This is a genomic window from Candidatus Hydrogenedentota bacterium (genome assembly GCA_016791475.1).
In the GTDB taxonomy this organism is placed as follows: Bacteria; Hydrogenedentota; Hydrogenedentia; order Hydrogenedentales; family JAEUWI01; genus JAEUWI01.
Map to the genome: position 1 here is coordinate 37,726 of JAEUWI010000027.1, position 19,495 is coordinate 57,220.

14 protein-coding genes are annotated in these 19,495 nt (G+C 59.1%); 12 read left to right on the top strand and 2 right to left on the bottom strand.

Features of this window, described 5'->3' with window-relative positions; translation table 11 throughout:
• Positions 1-172 precede the first annotated feature (172 nt).
• On the bottom strand, positions 173-3,751 hold the full coding sequence (locus JNK74_15415) for a CHAT domain-containing protein (protein ID MBL7647574.1): 3,579 nt from the start codon (positions 3,749-3,751) through the stop codon (positions 173-175).
• Positions 3,752-4,243: 492 nt separating this feature from the next.
• Complete coding sequence (locus JNK74_15420) at positions 4,244-4,984, bottom strand: hypothetical protein (protein MBL7647575.1); 741 nt, start codon at positions 4,982-4,984, stop codon at positions 4,244-4,246.
• A gap of 228 nt (positions 4,985-5,212) precedes the next feature.
• Between JNK74_15420 and JNK74_15425 the strand changes: the two genes are divergently transcribed.
• The 12 genes from JNK74_15425 to JNK74_15480 all read left to right on the top strand — a co-directional run bounded on the left by JNK74_15425 (position 5,213) and on the right by JNK74_15480 (position 19,417).
• Entirely contained in the window at positions 5,213-6,790 is a 1,578-nt protein-coding gene (locus tag JNK74_15425) for an arylsulfatase (GenBank protein MBL7647576.1), read from the top strand.
• Between the two features lie 707 nt (positions 6,791-7,497).
• A complete protein-coding gene (locus JNK74_15430) occupies positions 7,498-8,589 on the top strand; it encodes a sulfatase-like hydrolase/transferase (protein MBL7647577.1) in 1,092 nt (363 codons plus the stop codon).
• Between the two features lie 98 nt (positions 8,590-8,687).
• Positions 8,688-9,131 (top strand): hypothetical protein, encoded by a 444-nt coding sequence (locus JNK74_15435; GenBank protein ID MBL7647578.1) that lies wholly within the window; start codon positions 8,688-8,690, stop codon positions 9,129-9,131.
• 174 nt (positions 9,132-9,305) lie between these two features.
• Positions 9,306-10,277 (top strand): DUF1559 domain-containing protein, encoded by a 972-nt coding sequence (locus tag JNK74_15440; GenBank protein MBL7647579.1) that lies wholly within the window; start codon positions 9,306-9,308, stop codon positions 10,275-10,277.
• A gap of 146 nt (positions 10,278-10,423) precedes the next feature.
• Positions 10,424-11,392 carry a DUF1559 domain-containing protein gene (locus JNK74_15445; protein MBL7647580.1) on the top strand — a complete coding sequence of 323 codons (969 nt, stop codon included), beginning with the start codon at positions 10,424-10,426 and terminating at the stop codon, positions 11,390-11,392.
• A gap of 760 nt (positions 11,393-12,152) precedes the next feature.
• The gene (locus JNK74_15450; GenBank protein MBL7647581.1) at positions 12,153-12,821 is read left to right on the top strand and encodes a DJ-1/PfpI family protein; all 669 of its coding nucleotides are present in this window, start codon (positions 12,153-12,155) and stop codon (positions 12,819-12,821) included.
• 241 nt (positions 12,822-13,062) lie between these two features.
• On the top strand, positions 13,063-13,239 hold the full coding sequence (locus JNK74_15455; protein ID MBL7647582.1) for a YHS domain-containing protein: 177 nt from the start codon (positions 13,063-13,065) through the stop codon (positions 13,237-13,239).
• A 147-nt stretch (positions 13,240-13,386) separates the two neighbouring features.
• Entirely contained in the window at positions 13,387-14,301 is a 915-nt protein-coding gene (locus JNK74_15460; protein MBL7647583.1) for a polysaccharide deacetylase family protein, read from the top strand.
• Positions 14,302-14,350: 49 nt separating this feature from the next.
• Positions 14,351-16,651, top strand: coding sequence for a PSD1 domain-containing protein (locus tag JNK74_15465; GenBank protein ID MBL7647584.1), 2,301 nt, complete (start codon positions 14,351-14,353; stop codon positions 16,649-16,651).
• A 45-nt stretch (positions 16,652-16,696) separates the two neighbouring features.
• The gene (locus JNK74_15470) at positions 16,697-18,133 is read left to right on the top strand and encodes a DUF1501 domain-containing protein (GenBank protein MBL7647585.1); all 1,437 of its coding nucleotides are present in this window, start codon (positions 16,697-16,699) and stop codon (positions 18,131-18,133) included.
• Positions 18,134-18,218: 85 nt separating this feature from the next.
• Positions 18,219-18,914: an SGNH/GDSL hydrolase family protein gene (locus tag JNK74_15475; protein ID MBL7647586.1), complete on the top strand. Its 696-nt coding sequence runs from the start codon at positions 18,219-18,221 to the stop codon at positions 18,912-18,914.
• Entirely contained in the window at positions 18,911-19,417 is a 507-nt protein-coding gene (locus JNK74_15480; GenBank protein ID MBL7647587.1) for a hypothetical protein, read from the top strand. Before JNK74_15475 ends, JNK74_15480 begins: the two co-directional genes overlap by 4 nt.
• Positions 19,418-19,495: the final 78 nt, after the last annotated feature.

Below are 19,495 nucleotides of genomic sequence, written 5' to 3' on the forward strand. Positions count from 1 at the left end.
TAACTGAAAAAGTCCTACACCGGGTCCCTCTAATATTAAGAACGTCACGGAGAAGATTTTCCTCCGGGGTGCGTAGAGGCCATTTTGATGTAGGTTCGCCGAGTCAAGAAGCTTCGCGTCAGGGGATACTTTCAACAGGTTACTTTCCACATACGCTTCAACCTGAAGAAATTTAGTCAATTGACAAGTCGGTCCCACGCATCTTACTTGCCTCTACTTCGCAAATTGCTATCAGCTCCTTCGTTCTCTCCGCCATTTCGACTGCACGCGGGCCGTAATCCTCGAAATCGCGCAAAGCAGCCTTGGCATAGATCAAAGATTCCGAAAATCTTCCGGCACTACCAAAGTCTAGCGCAATGTTGAATCGAGCCGATGCAGTATCGAATTGGACTCCACGTAATTCTTCATAGCGGAGACACTTGAGATGGTGCTCCAGAGCCATGTTGAATTGGCCAGCGCGTCTATAAAGGTTTCCGAGCTGTCCGTGGGTGAGTCCAAACATGTTGATGTCGTCACTAGGTATCGTTCGTAGTACTTGTTCGTAATAGCCTAGTGCCTTCTCAAAGTGCTCGACTAGTTCCGCTTCTGGACGGCTTGAGAGAAGGCCCTCTTCAAAACGACTCGAGGAAACTTTTCCCAATTCTGCCATGCATCTGGCCTTCCCCAATAGATCCTGGCTATGATGCATGGCGAGACTTGCTAGGTAATATTTTTCGGCACTGTTCAAGTCCTTCAGAGATGAAACTTCTGTGTAGGCGCGCCCCAGATTGTATGCGATGATTGCGGCGCTAGGTGCATCTCCAATTAGCTTTGATAGTCTCATTCCCTCATCGTAGAACTCGATACACTGGGACTTACCTTGAGCACGTTGTGTGTGGCCAGCCTGTTGCAGCGCTACGGAGAGAGAGCGAATGAGATGTCGGTCATTGTTGTTAAGCTTCTTTTGCTTTTTCGAAAGAGAGTTCTTCGCGCGATCTCTCGTCCAATTGATCCAAAGCACCTCCAGCCGCTCCGCCTCCATCCAATCTCTTGATTCCTCAGCCAGCGAGATTCTATACCCAGCGACAAATAACCATTCGGCATCTCTTCCGGGCAACGGCCCGCCGGTATTGGAATCTATAAAATATTGGGTGATCTCCCCGACCAAATACCTCCATTTTTTCGATTGTCCAGTGTACTGACAAAGAGTCCACAGACCCTGCATAGTGCCCACGAGTGGACTCCACCACTCATTCGCACGTGCGAGCTCTCGTGCATGAAGGAAATTGGCCTCCTCGGCGGCAAGAAGTTCAAGTACTATTCGATTGCCATTTCCGAACTGGTTGTGATAAGAATGGCCCATTGTTCCTATCGCCATCGTGAAAGATCTCTTGGTGGCTAACGGATCAGAATATTGCGAATTGTATAGAGGCTTTAAGTACCACGGGAATGCAGGATGAATTGAGTATCTGCCATTCCCCAAGGGGGCGAGCACACCACAATTGGCAACACGATCTAGAAGTTCCTTGCAGTATTCTTCCGTTACCCCTTTTATTGAGTCTATACAAAATGCAGAGTCGACACGGCCCATGTCCACAAGTACTCTAACAAAAACGCAACCTTGGAATATGTGAAGTAAAGCGATTTGCTTTCTCTCTAAGTCCGTAAACGAGTACCTGAAACTGTAGTCAAGCGAACGGCCAAGCGACGTTGAGAGGCCCTCGAACTCCTCATCTGTGAAATCGGCTTCGCCCGCACGAAGTTGCGCAACTAACAATTCAATATCTGATCTCTGCACTAAATTGTCGGCCAAGACCTGATTCACCAGAACAGTGATTGTAAGAGGATTTCCATCCGAAAAATCGAGAAGTGGTCGCCAGTCGTTAACATCGGCGATCTGGTGTCCTCGTCTCTCTGACAACGCTTTGGTAAGTTGAATTCGCTCCCTCATCGGCATCTTGGGGAGGGCAATGCGTTGCGGCAGGTTACCCAGGAGCAACCATTCCTTCCGGCGCGATGTGAGTAGAAGCTTTACAGATGTTTCATTCGCCTCCCGTAGAAAATCGGCAATCTCCTTCCGCTCATTTAAGGTCCAGGGCGTGTCGGATTCATCAGGAAATCCAGTAATAGGCTGGATGTTGTCCCAAATCCATAGAATCGGGACTCGTTCAAGAAATCGAAGAACAATTCGGCTCATGTCTCGAACGTCGCTAACCGCGTCCCAATTGACCTTGCTTTTCTCCAATTCCGTCCGAAATACCTCGCCAAAATGGTCCAACACACTACGCAGTGTAATATGGGTATCAAAGGAGCTGAACAAAACTCTCCCCGCTTTAATGCCACCGGTTCTGGAATACCATCGGGCGAATTCAGCGGCTACGGCAGTCTTTCCGCTTCCCACGTACGCGTGAAGTAACACGATGGATTCCGTGTCAAATGCACGATCAAGGGCCAAGAGAGTCTCATCACGCCCGAGAAACCCCGCATCAGGCGGATTGGGTAGTTGGGGATCGAAACATGCAGTTGCATCTAAGTCGTTTGAAACATGCAAGTCCGTGTCAGCACCATTCGATTTCGGGAGCATGTAAACTGGAACCCGCTCATAAACGATCGGGACGGACCAATCCTGCAGAGGGGTGGGTGAGAATGCGATAGCGCGCATCGGATCTGAATGCAGCTTTCCTCTTCCACGAGACACCGCTTCACCCAGCCCAGAGCCCTGTATAAGGGCACTATAGAGGTCAGTCATAAAGTGAGCTGCAGTTACAACGTAGACGTTATAGCGCATGGCTACGACACCAGTGACTCCTTGATCCACTGCCTCCTGCGCAAGTGAGCCGAAGGCAAGTACGCTTCCCTGTGTGTCGCTCCCGTCGCCAACGGAGTCGTTAGGTAACTCCCTTGGTTGCGCGTGCGCTGATCTGCATGCGTTCAGGACTAGAATCGAAACATTTGAATCCGCCAATAGTCGACCAAGAGACGTTCCGTCTATCAATTCCCTATTATCCAACCGCTCTGGTTTCTCAAAGCATATGTAACCTCGCGCGCGGTGGGGTAGTCCGCACGCATCGGCGGGATGCATACCAGCGGACTGCTCTGAGTCATCCAAGAAAATTCCGTGCCCATCGAAATGAACAATGCGATAGGGAAAGCCGTTCTGCTTGGCCTGTCGTACCGTAAGTTCGAGCTGACGAAACGTAGGAGGACGTAGCACGTCGAACTGTAAACGCGGAGAGTAACTCTCTCCGAGCCCCTTCATAATTTGAATGGCGACCGAACGGAAGGGGACATCGTTCTCGCGTTTCGGACGGCAAATGACAAGTAAGACGCGAAATCGTTCATCTCTAGCTTCCGCTCCCGTATCCTGCGTGCCAGCAATAGATTCTGGGCGGGAGCGAACGAACGCTAAGGCTGTCAGCGCGACGTACTCGCCTCTCTTCGGGTCACGAATGAGTTCCCAAGGAATCGACATTGCCTCTTCATCTGATTCAACAATTTGGACGCGCGTGGCATTGATTGTGTTCTGAACCTCCATCCAGAGTTCGCGCGAAAAATCATCGAATCCAAAAATTGCATTGAATAACATTTCGCCGATAGCTTCTATACGTGCTTCAATGCGCTCTGCTACTCTGGGAGCGGGATCCTGTGGATATTCAAGAAACTCCTCAAGATACCATCGAATATCCTCGCGATCCTGAGTAGTCAACGCGAAGTTGAACCGGGATGTGACCTCACGTTTTGCTGCGCCATCTACTTCAAACTCGATCTCCACCAGTCTCCCAGGACTGGCTTCATTCCCCTTGAAATGCGTTATTCTTAGCGATTGCACTGGGAATCCCCCCACTCGAGGTTGAGTACAATGTCCAAAACCATTTACCGATGTCAGCATCGCATGCTATCACATCCGCTCATGGTGGCTGCTCCGAAGCTGGCATCTATTTCACCCGAATATCCATGTCGCCATTCCATTCGGTAATGCAGACTGAAACGACTAAGCACGGTAAAAATCGATCTACGACGAAGCTGCGAACGAGAAGCGCGTCGGTGGGGTCGTGGATGCTGTGGACGCAAATCGCAGGAATTCATATGCGATGACTTTGAAAACGACTATGGTATCGCTGCTGATCGAGTGCGCCCCGTTCGCAGCGCAGGCCGCGCACGGTACCGCATTCGCCCCAATTACGAGCCAATCCTTTTACGTCAATTGTTCATCGCAGACGATGGACAAGCACCAGCCCAAGCTTTGATTCATGGATCGGCGCGGTTAACACCAACCCACGGCATTCCATCGGGCCACCAGTCCGACGAGTTCGCCTTCTTTTGCGGCGGAGGAAAGAAACAGGGCCAGCTCGGTGTCGATGTAGAACGAACTGAGGTTGTACAGCAGATCCAGCTTTCCATCGCGATCCAAGTCGCCTGCCCAGAGCAGCTCAGGTCCCTCGAGAGCCCTCAAGACGGGAAGAGATGCGATAACTTGAGTCGTGGTCTCCTTTTCCACTCGGCGGTTCAATCGAAGTTTATAGTCCACGCCGTCTATGGACCCGAAGCGTGGGTGGTGCTTGCGCGCCTCTCGACCTTCCGCAGAAATGGACAGGATTTCCTTCGGCGCTCCGACCCACGGCAACGTAATGGAGTTTCCAGGGGCGATGTAGCCCCAGTTCTTCTCAGGTTTCAGCGACTTCAGCGGTCCGGCGACCGAGGACATGAGACCGCGAATCAGAGGAATATCCTCAACCTTTCCGGGAACCGTAATCAGGGTCGCAGTCTTGCGCGTGTCTCCGTCCGCGAGGGGATCGACGACCGCCTCCACGCGCACCCGCACGGGCTGGAAGGTATAGCCTTCGCCCTCCGGGAAAATGCCCCACCAGTCCCCGCCGCCTCGCACCGGGTCGGCCGCATTGTGAAGTCCGGAAAGGGCGAGGTGGACACCGTCCCCCGCCCCGGCACCACACGCCGCGACTATACTCAGGATCCCGACCAATATTCTATCGCGAAACTCCGCCATGACTGTGCCTCCCTATTGCTTCATACCCCGACCGAGGCGGCCCGGGAAGGCCCCATTGCCGCGCTTGCGATCCGTACTCCATCATGCAGTAAAATCCGGCATCTGTCCAGAAGGTTCCCGGATACTTCCACCCGCTGCTCCCGACCTTGCGACCTGTCCCCCTGAAGCGCCGGAAACGGAGCCGCGACCAAACGTTGATGGCGTCCGTTCAACAAGGAGTATTGCCCGATGTCCTTCCGATCCCTCACCGTGCTTGCGGCCCTGATTCTGGCGGGCCTTTCCGTCCAGGGCGAGTCCCGTCCCAACATCGTGGTCATCCTGGCGGATGATCTCGGCTTTTCCGATCTGGGTTGCTACGGCAGCGAAATCGCCACGCCGCGCCTGGATTCTCTGGCGCAGGGCGGGCTGCGCTTCACCCAGTTCTATAACACAGCCAAATGCCATTCCTCCCGCGTGTCCCTGATGACGGGGCTCTACTGCGATCAGGCCGGGGCGGAGTCCCTGAGCCGGGGCGCGACGATGGCGGAAGTGCTACAGGCGGCGGGCTACGCCACGGGCATGGTGGGGAAGTGGCACCTGGACAAGCAGCCGACGGATTTCGGCTTTCAGCGTTACTGGGGGCACCTCTCCGGCGCGACGGACTATTTCGCGGGCGACAAGACCTTTCGGCTCAATGGGGAAGTGTGGCCCGTGCCCGAGACCGTGAAGGGACGGCCCTTCTACACGACCCACGCGGTGGCGGACTTTGCGAATGACTTTGTGGACGAGATGGCGGCGGACGGCAAGCCCTTTTTCCTTTATGCCGCGTTCAACGCGCCCCACTATCCGCTTCAGGCCCCCGAGGATAAGGTGAAAGCCCAGGACGGGCGCTACGATGCGGGCTGGGATGTCCTGCGCGTGAAGCGGCACGAGCGCCAGGTAGCCTCGGGCCTCCTTCCCGCGAAGTTGGCGCTGAGCCCGCGCCCGGATCATATCCCGGCGTGGGACTCATTGAGCGACGCTGATCGCCAGTGGGAGGCGGACCGCATGGAGGTCTTCGCGGCGATGGTGGGCGAACTGGACGCGAGCGTGGGCCGGATCGTGGACCATCTCCAGGAGAAGGGGCTGCTGGAGAACACGCTGATCCTCTTCATGGCGGACAATGGCGCATGCCCCTTCGAGCGGACCACGGGGCGCTTCATGAAGCCGTGGGAGCCGGGATCACACTGGACCTACGACGCGAGCTGGGCGCACCTGGGCAACACGCCTTTCCGGCTCTACAAGCAGAACCAGCACGAAGGCGGCATTGCGTCCCCCCTCATCGCCCACTGGCCCGCAGGTCTGAAGATGGCGCCGGGCGGCACGACGGATCAGCCGGGCCACCTGATCGATGTGATGGCGACCGTGTTGGAATTGGGTGGCGCGAACTACCCGACGCAAGTTGGGACACGCATCATCGACCCGCTTCAGGGCCAATCCCTCGCGCCCATCTTTCGCGGCGAGACACGCACGCCCCACGAGGCGCTCTATTTCCACTTCGGCAACGACCGCGCCCTGCGCATGGGGCCGTGGAAACTGGTGTCGGCGAAACTGGGCAAGTGGGAACTCTACAACCTCGATGAGGACCGAACGGAACTGCACGATCTCGCGGCGGAGGAACCGGAGCGGGTGGAATCTATGAAGGCGGCCTGGTTTAAGACGGCGAGAGAGGTGGACCGACTAAATGACGACAAACTCAAACCCGCCGGAGATACAATCACCCCGCTGATGTTCCGAAAGGACACCAGCTCGGGCGCGGCGGAAAAAGGTGGCGGCGGCGCGGAGTAGGGGGGACTTCCCACAGATGAACGCGGATGGACATCGGGAAGAAGAATAGCCAGCGTGTGTCGAGGTAAGGCAAAGGATTCGCCAGAATGTGCCTATCGATTCCTTGGCGATCAACGAAGAAAGAATGCTGATCACGGAATACACAGAGGCACGAAGAATGAAATCCGATGGCGTAGAGCAAGAGCGTCCTTCTCGAAACCAGCCGTACCGTGATGCGCTCCGTTCCTTCGTATCTCTGTGTTTGGAATAATTGTGTGCGGCCTGGGGCTGCTCCAAGTGAATCTGTGTTTAACCGTGGGAAGCCATTCCTTTGAATTGCCCGCAGCACAACGGAGAATAGATGCCGTGAAACGAATTCCCATTATAGCCGCGGTCCTGATCAATGCACTGGGAATGCTGTTTCCTTTCGCTTCTATCGCCGTACCCGCGCGGCCCAACATCCTCTTTATTATGACGGACGATCAGGGCCCCTGGGCCTGGGGCGGGGGCGGGGGCGGGCACCCCGATGCGCGCACGCCCAATCTGGATCGGCTCAGGGCCGAAGGCGCGCATCTGGCGAACTACATTGTCACCACGCCCGTGTGCAGTCCCGCACGGGCGAGCATGCTTACCAGCCGCTACGGGACGGAGCTTGGCATCACCGATTATCTTGCGGAGAGCGATCCACCGGTTAAGGGACTCGATCCCGCGTTGCCCGCCTGGCCCAGGTGCTCCGCGACGCGGGCTACCGCACGGCCCACATCGGCAAGTGGCATGTGGGCGCGCGGGATGAGTCGCACCCGCGGGTCTTCGGCTACGACTACTTCGCGGGCTGGCGCCACGGCGCCATGGTGTCAAAAGACCCCGTAGTGGAATTTCCCGACGGCGAGCGCAAGGTTGAGGGCTTCAGTTCCGATATCGTCACCGACATCGCGCTGGACTTCATGGCGAGAGAGGACAACAGGCCCTTCCTGATATCCCTCCACTTCTGGGCGCCCCACGCCAACGCGAACAAGAATGAAGACGGCGATCGCACGTGGATGCCCCTGCATGACGAGGATTGGAACTTGTTCAAGGACCTCAAGCCTACGCTGCCCGAGCCGCGTCACCCCGATCTCGATGTGCCGCGTGCGGAGCGCATGACCCGGGAGTATCTGGCCAGTGTACATAGCGTGGATAGAAATCTGGGTCGAATTCTGGGGGCGCTCGATAAGCAGGGGCTTGCCGACAACACGCTCATCGTGTTTACTTCCGACCACGGTTACAACCTGGCTCACCACGGGATCTGGCACAAGGGCAATGGCTGGTGGCTGTTAAAAGACAAGCAGAGCACACGGACCAATTTGTGGGATACCTCCGTGCGCGCACCGGCCATTCTGCGCTGGCCTGCGGGCATTGCTCCGGGCACGACGGTGACACGCACGACCTCAAACCTCGACTGGTTTCCAAGCCTGTTGTCCCTGGCGGGCGTGAGTATGCCCGAAGGTAGTCTCCTGCGCGGACAGGACTTTGCGCCGCTCCTGAAGGGGGAGTTCCCCCCTTGGCGCGATGATTTTTTCATCCAGTATGACCAGCGCGAGAACAACGAGGGCGCGGGCAACCTGCGGGGATATCGCACCCCGGACTGGAAACTCATCCGCGACTTTCGCAACACCGGCAGGGACGAACTCTACCACCTCGCGACGGATCCAGGGGAATTGAACAACCTGATTGGCTCCCAGGATCCGGAAGTGAGGTCGGCGCTGGCTTCGCTGCAGATCTCGCTCGAAGCCTCCATGGCCGCCATCGGTGACGGGGCGGGTCTGGCGTCAGGGGAGTAGGGCAGGGCACGGCATTTCTGCCGGATTTTGCTTTTTTCGCGGGGGGTGTGTAAAATTCCCCACTGAGTCCCGTCCCCTTTTTCGTCCAGGTCACTGTGATGCGCCACTATTTTTCCGCCACACCCGCAAGTCTACAGCGTCGCTCGCGCACGTTCTGGGTTGCTTCGTGGCTGCTGGTGGTGCTCTATCTGGTGGCATCCGGTCGCGCTTTTATCCCCGGGATCTGCGCCACCCAGCGGGCGCTCGATGCCCAGTGCGCCGCGGCGTCGAGTGGAACGAGCATGCATGCGATCCGCGCCTGTTGCGCGATGCCACCCGCGAAGGATGGAGAATCCGACGCCCCGGTCGCACCCGGAGATTCCGGCTGCGCCCTCTGCAAGCTCGTCAGCAGCGTGGCGCCGCTGGCGGCTACGGTACACGTCCCGGTTCCGCCGGAGCCGAAGTTCACCCCGCCCCAGACGCGATCCGCGCAACTCGACAGTGCGTTGGTCGATAGTATCTTCCAAACCCGGGCGCCCCCCCTTTCCACACACTTCGCTTAAGATCACCCCAGTTTCTAAACGCTAGAAGTGTGTCGAAACGCGGCACTCGCATGTCTGTACCCGCATCAGGCGGGAGATGGCCCCGGACACCACCCCGTTCCTTGGACGCCACGTTCATTGCACGAGTCCGGCCCTGCGATAGCCGCCTTTCCAAGTCTTGAAAGGACGATCCCCATGCCCAAGAAGGGTTTTACACTCATTGAACTTCTCGTAGTCATCGCCATTATCGGTATTCTCGCCGCGATACTGCTGCCCGCCCTGGCTCGCGCCCGGGAAGCCGCGCGCCGGGCAAGCTGCCAGAATAATCTGAAGCAGTTTGGCCTCACCGTGAAAATGTACGCCAATGAGAGCAAGGGCCAGACCTTCCCGCGCCTGGCGCCCTATGCCAATTCCAGCGGCGTTTCCATCTTTGCCGCACCCGACGCCGCCCAGATCTACCCGGAATACTTGACCGACTTGAATATCGGCAAGTGCCCCTCCGATTCCGGCGCCGACGCCGAGGGCATGATGGTGGGCAGCCGCTTGCCGGTGGGCGCGGTGGAAGATCACATCGAGGCGGCCGTTGCCAACAATGACGAGGCCAGCGCGGACTATTTCCGTTCCGCGGCACTCGGTCGTTCCTATTTTTACTGTGGTTTCGCCATGACCAACGTGAACGAGTTCTATGGCATGTTCAACAGCACCGGAACGTCCGCGGCCTCGGGTCCCGTAATTCCGGCGGGAACCCTGTTGGGGCTGGATGTGGTCAACGCGGCCATCACGCCCAAAGACTGGGACAACGATCTCACGGTTTCGACCAAGATCGTCTGGATGCCCCTGCTCGGAACGGGCTTCGCCAATTCCAACCGGGCCACGCGGATTCGTGAGGGCGTCGAGCGCTTTGCGATTACCGACATCAACAATCCCGGTGCAAGCGCGATGGCCCAGAGCACCATCACCGTCATGTTCGACACCTACGGGAATCCGGCCGACAACAGCGTTGTCGTGGGCGGACTGGCGTACAACCACGTGCCAGGCGGGTGCAATGTGCTCTACATGGACGGCCACGTCGAGTTCGTGCGTTATAACACGGAATTCCCCGTGGTGGACGATGACGAGAACACCTATCTCTACCCGAAAATGATCGGACACTACGGCCTCCAGTAGGCATCGTTTCTTCCTGATTATCAGCGCCGTGCGTGGGCGCGCCTTTGTGGGCGCGCCCCGAACGCGGTCGCCTGCCAACCCACACCCACATTGCGGGAACGCCGGCGCAGGATAGAACTGTGCCGCCCCGTTGGAGATTCCTTGTCATGAAACAGAATCGTGGATTTACCTTGATTGAACTGCTGGTGGTTATTGCCATTATCGGTATTCTCGCCGCCATCCTGCTGCCCGCGCTGGCGCGCGCCCGAGAGGCGGCCCGCCGCGCGAGCTGCCAGAACAATCTGAAGCAGCTAGGCCTGGCCATGAAAATGTACGCCAACGAAAGTGCGGGAAATCATTTTCCGCCGATGGAGTTCAACATCGACAACGTCGTGGATTGCGACGACGTGAATTATCCCGCAATCATGCCCTTTCCTTATTTCTACTCCTCGATGCGGATGGAGCGCATCTATCCCGAGTATCTGAACGATCCCAAGACGCTGATTTGTCCCTCCAGCTCAACCGCCAGTGTCGACCAGTTCAAGAGCAAGGTCACCGGTCAGGATACCTTCTTCCGTAAGTGCAGCGACACCAAGCAGGGTGTCCATGTTCTGGACGACAGCTATCACTACTACGGCTACGTGCTCGACAAACTGGAGAACCTGCCCGACAACGTGACGGATGCTTCCGCGCTGCTCTTCCTGCCGCCACCGGCGATAGCACCCAAGCAGTTGATGGCCCTCGTCTCCGATATATCCTTCGGTCTTATCGGCGGCCCCAGCTATGACGAAGAATACGCCATGTCGGATAAGGACTGGGTCCTCTCCGCTACCGGACTGCTGATGTCCAGTTGCACCGGCCCCTGCGGTACCGCGTCGACGAATACGCTCTCAAAGTTGCGCGAAGGCGTTGAGCGTTTCCTCATCACGGACATCAACAACCCCGGCGGCTCCGCAAAGGCCCAGAGTGAGATTTTCGTGTTGTGGGACAAGGTCTCCGCCAAGCCCAAGGCCTTCAATCACGTTCCCGGCGGATCCAACGTGCTCTATATGGACGGTCACGTTTCGTTCATCAAACTCAACGACAAAGCGCCGGTCAACGGACCCACTTCCGTGTTTACGGGCGCCTTTGACTGATTCCGGCCGGCGCGGCGGATCCGGGATCCGCCGCGCCGCCGCAACGCGTGGAAACGCGGGAGCTTTCAGCATGATCACGAGAAAATGTATCCACACGGCGTGCGCGGCCCTGGCGCTGCTGACGACCGCTCTGGCGTCGGCCGCCCCGGTCATGGTCGACTTTGCCGCCGCCCTCAAGGGGGTCAATTTCGATCCCGTCACGGTCGATGGCAACAAAGACAAATCCTCAGCGGGCAATGGCATGCTGGATGCCGCCGAAATGGCGCTGGTGTCCGCCGTGCTCGCCGACGACAAGATCGACTTCGGCGACAAGGGTGGTGCGAGCCACGCCGCCGTTCGGGCCGCTTATGACCAGTGCCTGGCTTCCGCCACGAAGGACCTCACCCTGTTGCAGAAGGCCTATCCCACCGCGCCCACCATGGTGGTGGGCTACGTCCTGATTGGGACCCAGGGTTCCTTTGATGCGATTGCGTCCATGTGCGCCGCCTTCGCCAGCCCCCTCAAGGGCGACTACAGCCTCGCCTTGAAACTCGGCGGCGCGCTGGGTCCCGATGGCGACGCCGACGGCGACGGCGCCACCAACCGCGAGGAGTACGGCGCGACTATCGCCGGCGGAACGGCGGCCTATGTGGCCGCGGCGCTGGATCCCGGGGTGCTGCCCGCGGCGGATGCTCCCCACGAGATCTTCTGGTGTCCCATGCGGGGCAATCCCTGCGCGCTGAGAGACTATGCAGGCGCGGGCTCCTGCGACGATTGCGGCATGGCCCTGATAACGAAGTCGGCCTATGAGCAGCAAGCCAAAGAGCGCGAGAAGAACCAGAAGACCGTCGGGATACTGCTCTACGAGGGTTTTGAGGTACTGGACGTCTACGGCCCCATCGAGATGTGGGGTTATGTGAAAGAATTCAAGGTGGTTACCGTCGCGCGAAAGGCCGGTCCCGTCCGCTCCACCCAGGGTGTCGAAACCGTCGCCCAATATGGCTTCGATGACTGTCCGCCACTACAGATCCTCATGGTGCCCGGTGGACTCGGCACCTTGATCGCCCTGGACGACAACGAACTGCTGGATTTCCTGCGCGCCCGACACACCGAATCCGAAATCACGACTTCCGTGTGCTCGGGCTCGGTCCTTCTGGCCCGCGCCGGCATACTCGACGGCCACAAGGCCACCTCGAACAAATTGTTCTTCGACCGCGCGGTGGCCCAGAGCAGCAAAGTCGATTGGATACGCGAAGCCCGCTGGGTGGATGACGGCAAGGTGATCACGTCCTCCGGCGTGTCCGCGGGCATGGACATGGCCCTGCACCTCGTGCGCCGTCTCTACGGAGAGGCTCGCGCCCAGCAGATCGCATTGGGTGCGGAGTATATCTGGAACGAGGACGCTTCCAACGATCCCTTCGCGCGAAGCGCGCACCCCGTACCCCATTAGTCGCCATACGGTCCATCCGGACCGCCTCATATCTCATGAAAAGGAGTACATCATGAACAGAAGAACCACACTTGCCGCGCTCGTTGTCGTATGCCTCGCGAGTGGCTGCAACACCGAGAACCAGGCAAAAGAGACACCCGTGCCCCCAGCGGCCAAGACCGCGCCCGCCCCGGAGGCTCCCGCGGCTCCCGAAGCTCCCGAAGCTCCCGAATCGCCCGCGATCGATATCAGCACCCTGGCCATGAAGCTGGACCCCGTCTGCAAGATGAGCCTGGAGGAGTATCCCGCCGCTTCCACCGCCGAGCATGGGGGCAAGACCTACGGCTTTTGTTCCGATTTCTGCAAGCGCAAATTTGTCGAGTCCCCGGAGGCTATCCTGGCGCGATTTGCCGAACCGGCTGGCGACGTGAAGCCCTGATCCCCTCAAATCGACGAAAATGAGTCTGCCGTCGCACCCGGCTTCATTTGCGTTGACTGGTGTGCGGACTTCTGCCACCATACGAGGCGGGCCGCCCGATCGCACCCGGGCGGCCCGTCTCTGGATCAACCGAAGGAGCCCCGCATCATGAGACCGTATCTGCTCATTCTCGTCACCCTGTTTGTTGCGGTTCCCGCCCTCGCGGAACCCACCTATGGCGAACGGCTCGGGTGGAAGGCCGAGGATCGCGTCGTCATCATCCATTGCGACGATGTGGGCATGTCCTACGCCAACAACGAAGGCGCGCGCGAGGCCCTGGCCTATGGCCTCGTGACCTCCGTCAGCGTGATGATGCCCTGCCCCTGGGTGCCCGGCTGGCTCGCGTACACCAAAGAACACCCCGATGTGGATTCCGGTCTGCACCTCACGCTGACCTCGGAGTACGATCACTATCGCTGGACGCCCCTGGCGGGTAAGAACCAGGTCCCTGGATTAACGGACATCATGGGTTGCCTGCACGACGGCGTGAAGGATGTGGAGGAGAAGGCCACGCCGGATGAGTTTGAGCTGGAAATCCGCGCCCAGATCGATCGCGCCAGAACCATGGGCCTGCCGGTGACCCACATGGACTCCCATATGGGTACCTGCTTCCGTCCCAAATTCGTGGATCGCTACGTGAAAGTGGCCATCGAAGAGCAAATCCCGATTCTGATGGCGCCGCGCGCGGGCGAATTCGCGGAGAAGACCTGGGAGGGCGGCCTGCCGGTCCTCGACCACATCCACACCGACAGCTACAACTGGAAGACCACCGATATTGACGAGAAAGTGGGGCTCTACGTGGATGCCATCCGCAACCTGAAGCCCGGCATTACCTACATGATCATCCACTGCACCAAGCCCGATGGCATGATCGGCATCATCAACGGCAACCGGGATTTCCTCTACGGCGACTACCAGGCCATGATCGACCCGCGCACAAAGAAGGCCATCGAGGAAGAGGGGATCATTCTGACCACCTGGAAAGAGCTGAAAGCGCGACGGGATAAAGTGGGCAAGGAGTAGGGCAGACACCCGGTTTTCGCCCGCGCAGCACATACAGTATCATGGAGCAATGGTCCCACACTGGCAGCAGAAAGTCGCACGAGCTCTCGTCGCCGTCGCGCTGATGGCGGCGAGCACCGCTCTGCATGCCGAAGTCCCCGGTTACAATCGCGATATACGTCCGATTCTCGCGGAAAACTGCTTTGCCTGTCACGGGCCCGATGCGAAGCAGCGTAAAGCGGAACTGAGGCTGGATCAGCGGGATGCCGCGCTTACCGTGCTGGCGCCGGGCGACCCGGACTCAAGTGAAGTCCTCCGGCGCATCGCCACCGAAAATCTTGACGATCGAATGCCCCCCGCCGAGACGCACAAGACTCTGAGTCCGGACCAGCAGGCTATCCTGCGCACTTGGATACAGGGTGGCGCGCCCTATGAGCCGCACTGGTCCTTCATTCCCCCCGAGCGCCCGGAATTCCCGGAGGTGGCGAATACGATCTGGCTGCGCAATGGTGTCGATGCGTTCATTTTGAGCCGCCTGGAGCGGGAAGGGCTCGCGCCAACCACCCGCGCGGATCGGGCAACCCTGATTCGCCGCGTGACCCTCGACCTCACCGGTCTGCCGCCCACGCCCGAGGAGGTGGCCGACTTCGAGAACGACTACGCGACGAACGCCTACGAGAAGGTCGTCGATCGCCTCATGGCTTCTCCGCGTTACGGCGAGCACATGGCGCTGGAATGGCTGGAGGCCGCGCGTTATGCCGACACCGACGGCTACCAGAACGATCGGCTGCGCTATCACCACGTCTGGCGCGACTGGGTGATCGAGGCGATGAACCAGAATCTGCCCTGGGACGAATTCGTCGTGCAGCAACTTGCGGGCGATTTGCTGCCCAATGCGACCCTGCGCCAGCAGATCGCCACGGGATTCAACCGCAACCATCGGATCAATTCAGAGAATGGTTCCATCCCCGAAGAGTGGCATGTGGAAAATGTGGTGGATCGTGTGGACACCTTGGGCACGGTATTCCTCGGGCTTACGGTGAGTTGCGCGCGCTGCCACGACCACAAGTACGATCCCATATCCCAGCGCGAGTACTACGAACTCTTTGCCCAGTTCAACAATGTGCCCGAGTGGGGCGTGGGGCCGAACAACGGCAACAGTCCGCCCTGGATCACCGTGCCAAAATCGTGGCCCGCGCTGGCACCCGAAGAGGATCGCCTGATTCCGCCCGCCCCCCTCGGTTTCATAGACCCCAAAGCGCCCATGCTTCGTCCCCTGCCGGGCGGTGAAAATACCGTAATGGTCATGGCGGAGCTGCCCGAGCCACGTCCCACCTACTTGCTGCAACGGGGTCTCTACAACGCCCCCGACACCAGCGAGGTGCTCGCGCCCGCCGCACCTCGGGCGCTCCTCGGCGAGGGTATGGCGCCGCCCGGGAATCGTCTCGAACTGGCCCGATGGCTCGTTCATCCGGATAATCCCCTGACAGCGCGTGTCGCGGTCAACCGCCAGTGGCAGCATTTTTTCGGCGCCGGCCTGGTCAAGTCCTCGGAGAACTTCGGGCTCCAGGGCGAATTTCCCAGTCACCCGGAATTGCTCGACTGGCTGGCCACGGAATTCATCGCACTGGACTGGAATGTCAAAGCCTTCCAGAAGCTGCTCGTCATGAGCGCGACCTACTGTCAGTCGTCGCGGGTGACCCCGGAACGTGCGGCGCGCGATCCGGAGAACAGACTCCTCTCCCGTGCGCCGCGGATAAGGCTTACAGGGTTTCAGTTGCGGGATCAGGCCCTCTTCGCAAGCGGTTTGCTGGCCGAGCAGATCGGTGGACCCTCGGTGAAGCCCTACATGCCGCCCGGCTTGTGGGAATCCATCAGCAATGCCACCTACGATCAGGGCTGCGGCCTGGACCTCTACCGCCGCAGCCTCTACACGTACTGGCGCCGAACCACACCGCCGCCGATGATGACGGGTTTCAACGGGGCCAACCGCGAGGTGTGCGCCGTGCGGAACGAGTACGCCAACACCCCGTTGCACGCCTTGACCCTGATGAATAACGTGGTTTTTGTGGAGTCCGCCCGGATACTCGCCCAGCGCATGCTCGATTCCGGAAGCGACCGATCATGGCAGATCGCCGAGGGCTTCCGGCGCGTCCTTTCCCGCGAGCCGGAGGCGGCGGAGTTGAACGATCTCCTCCACGCCTTCGAGAGCTTCCAGGAGGCCTTCGCGCGAAACCCCGAAGCAGCAAGGGAATTGCTCAACACCGGCGAGCGCCCCAGCCTTCCACGCTACGACCGCGTGGAGCTGGCCAGCATGACCATGGCCGCATCGGTTATACTGAATCTGGATGAAACGATAATGAGAAATTGAAGCTGGCAGGTGTAAGCGCCTGCAACAGCGTCACGGCAAGCAATCATGATTCACATCAGCCAGAACAGCCTTCCCGATCCCCGCATCAACCGGCGCGCCTTCTTCGGCAGGTCGGCTGCGGGCCTTGGCGCCATGGCGCTGTCCGCCCTGCTTGCCCGCGAAGGCGCCGCCAGCCTCGCTCCTGCGCCCCATTTCGCACCCCGTGCCCGCCGCATCATCTACCTCTTCCAATCCGGCGGTCCCGCCCAGATGGACCTGTATGACTACAAGCCGGGCCTGGCCGCGCGTCGGGGCGAGGATGTGCCCACGTCGATTTACCCCGCCGAGCGCAAGACGACCATGTCCTCCGGCCAGGCGAAATTTCCCGTGGCGCCCAGCATCTACAAGTTTGCCCAGCACGGCCAGTCGGGCCTGTGGCTCAGCGAGTTGCTGCCGCACACGGCGAAGATCGCGGACGAAATCTGCCTCGTGAAATCGATGTACACCGAGGCCATCAACCACGACCCGGCCATTACTTTTTTGCAAACCGGTTCACAGATTGCGGGGCGGCCGAGCATCGGCGCGTGGATGGCCTATGGACTGGGTTCGGAGAATGACAACCTGCCCGCTTTCGTGGCCATGAATTCCAAAGGGCTGGATCGGTCGGACCAGCCCCTCTATGATCGGCTTTGGGGGAGTGGCTTTCTCCCGGCAAAGTATCAGGGCGTGAAATTTCGTAACCAGGGCGATCCCGTTTTGGACATTTTCAATCCACCCGGTGTGGATTCGATCATGCGACGCCGGATGCTGGATACCGTCGCCCGTATGAATGAGCGCCGCCTGGACCAACTGGGCGATGCCGACATCCAGACGCGCATCACCCAGTATGAAATGGCCTACCGGATGCAGTCTTCCGTGCCCGAACTCACGGACCTCTCCAGCGAGCCCGAATCCACGTTTTTGCTCTACGGCGACGATGCGCGGCGACCGGGCACCTATGCCTATAATTGTTTGCTGGCAAGACGGCTGGCCGAGCGCGGCGTGCGCTTTGTGCAGCTTTTTCACCAGGGCTGGGACCAGCATGGCGGGCTGCCGAAGCGGCTTCCGGAACAATGCAGAGACACGGATCGCGCGAGTGCGGCCCTCGTGCTCGATCTCAAGCAGCGGGGCATGCTGGACGATACCTTGGTGGTGTGGGGCGGCGAATTTGGCCGTACCGTATACTGCCAGGGCGAGCTGACCGACAAGACCTACGGCCGCGATCACCACCCCTCGTGCTTCAGCATGTGGATGGCCGGTGGCGGCGTGCGCCCCGGCCTGACCTACGGTGAAACCGATGACTATAGTGTCAACGTGGTGGAGAATGGCGTGCATGTGCACGACCTTCACGCCACCATCCTCCACTTGATGGGCATCGACCACGAGCGGCTGGTCTACCGCTATCAAGGCCGCGATTTTCGCCTGACCGACGTGCACGGCCGGGTGGTGCGCGATATTATATGAGATGTCCCCGTAACAGAAGGGCTGCAGGCCCGAAACCGATAGGGCTACTTAAATGACTCGAATAGCATTACAGGTATTCCTGGGCTTGATCGCGATCCTGCCCGCCTTCGCCCAGGAATCCTCCGACGAGCGGGCCGCATGGGAGACCCAGGTGGGCGCGGCGCAGAAGGACAACCCCGCCTTCGCCTTTGTGGAAGACGACCCCACCCTGCCGCGGGTACTGATCATCGGTGATTCCATCTCCATCGGCTATACCCCCTCCGTCCGCACACTTCTGCAGGGCAAAGCCAATGTCCATCGCATTCCTCACAATGGGGGCGATACGAATCGTGGTCTCGAACGTATTGAGGCCTGGCTCGGAGACAAGAAGTGGGACGTGATCCATTTCAACTGGGGACTCCACGACATCAAGCGCACAAAGGGGACCGAGCTCGACGCCACCAAAGAGAAGGCGGTAACGCCGGAAGCCTATGAAGCCAACCTGCGCACGCTGGTCCAGCGCCTGCAGAAAGCAACCACGAAGCTGATCTGGGCCGCCACCACGCCCGTGCCGGAAGGCGCCAAAGGTCGCATTCCGGGTGACGAGGTCGAATATAACAGGATTGCGTCCCGAGTGATGGGTGAATTCAAAATACCGATCAACGATCTGTACGGCTACGTCCGTCCTCAGCTCGCCACGATGCAGAAGCCTGCCGACGTGCATTACCTTCCAGAAGGCTACGCCTTTCTCGGCGCCCGCGTTGCCCAGCAGATTGAAGCCAGCCTGGAGGCATCACCGTGAACGAGCACGCCGGTAGGACCAAACACCACAAGCACCATCACAGGCATCATCACAAGCACAGCCGCAAGCACGGCCACAAGACGGACTGGCGCGAGTTGTTTTCCCGTTACTTCTTCGGGCTCAGTGTTTTTTTCAGTGTGCTTGCGCTTGGCCTGAGTATCCTTGTTGGCTGGGGCGTCTACCAGTCCCACTTGTACCAGAGCGTGTACGGCCCGGAACTCGAAAAGGAACTTGGGTTCACCACGGGCTCCCCCTGGGTTAAGGCCGGCGGAGAGGACGTCGAAGTTTTCGTCATCCAGCCCGTGGCCGGTGGCTACATGGGCAAGATTGGCTTTCAGGATGGTGATATTATTACGTCCCATTCCTTTACGGAGTTTTACAAAATGCTGTATACGCAGCGTGGTGAGTTGGTGTCGGTGGATCTGGTTGATGGCGGCGACGGACGGCCCATCGAAGAGCGAAAAGCTAGGACGCTGCGCTTCCACATTCCGGTCAAGCGTTAGGACTGGTCGCGCGGGGAATGACCGGCGAAAAAGGAGGGCGACATGAGGAACGGGGCTTTATCTCCAGCGGAGAATCGC

What these genes read in the sequence shown, in the direction of transcription:
- JNK74_15420 (MBL7647575.1), bottom strand. Translation starts at nt 4,984, where the DNA reads ATGGCGGAGTTTCGCGATAGAATATTGGTCGGGATCCTGAGTATAGTC.
- JNK74_15425 (MBL7647576.1), top strand. Translation starts at nt 5,213, where the DNA reads ATGTCCTTCCGATCCCTCACCGTGCTTGCGGCCCTGATTCTGGCGGGC.
- JNK74_15435 (MBL7647578.1), top strand. Translation starts at nt 8,688, where the DNA reads ATGCGCCACTATTTTTCCGCCACACCCGCAAGTCTACAGCGTCGCTCG.
- JNK74_15440 (MBL7647579.1), top strand. Translation starts at nt 9,306, where the DNA reads ATGCCCAAGAAGGGTTTTACACTCATTGAACTTCTCGTAGTCATCGCC.
- JNK74_15445 (MBL7647580.1), top strand. Translation starts at nt 10,424, where the DNA reads ATGAAACAGAATCGTGGATTTACCTTGATTGAACTGCTGGTGGTTATT.
- JNK74_15450 (MBL7647581.1), top strand. Translation starts at nt 12,153, where the DNA reads ATGGCCCTGATAACGAAGTCGGCCTATGAGCAGCAAGCCAAAGAGCGC.
- JNK74_15455 (MBL7647582.1), top strand. Translation starts at nt 13,063, where the DNA reads ATGAAGCTGGACCCCGTCTGCAAGATGAGCCTGGAGGAGTATCCCGCC.
- JNK74_15460 (MBL7647583.1), top strand. Translation starts at nt 13,387, where the DNA reads ATGAGACCGTATCTGCTCATTCTCGTCACCCTGTTTGTTGCGGTTCCC.
- JNK74_15465 (MBL7647584.1), top strand. Translation starts at nt 14,351, where the DNA reads ATGGTCCCACACTGGCAGCAGAAAGTCGCACGAGCTCTCGTCGCCGTC.
- JNK74_15470 (MBL7647585.1), top strand. Translation starts at nt 16,697, where the DNA reads ATGATTCACATCAGCCAGAACAGCCTTCCCGATCCCCGCATCAACCGG.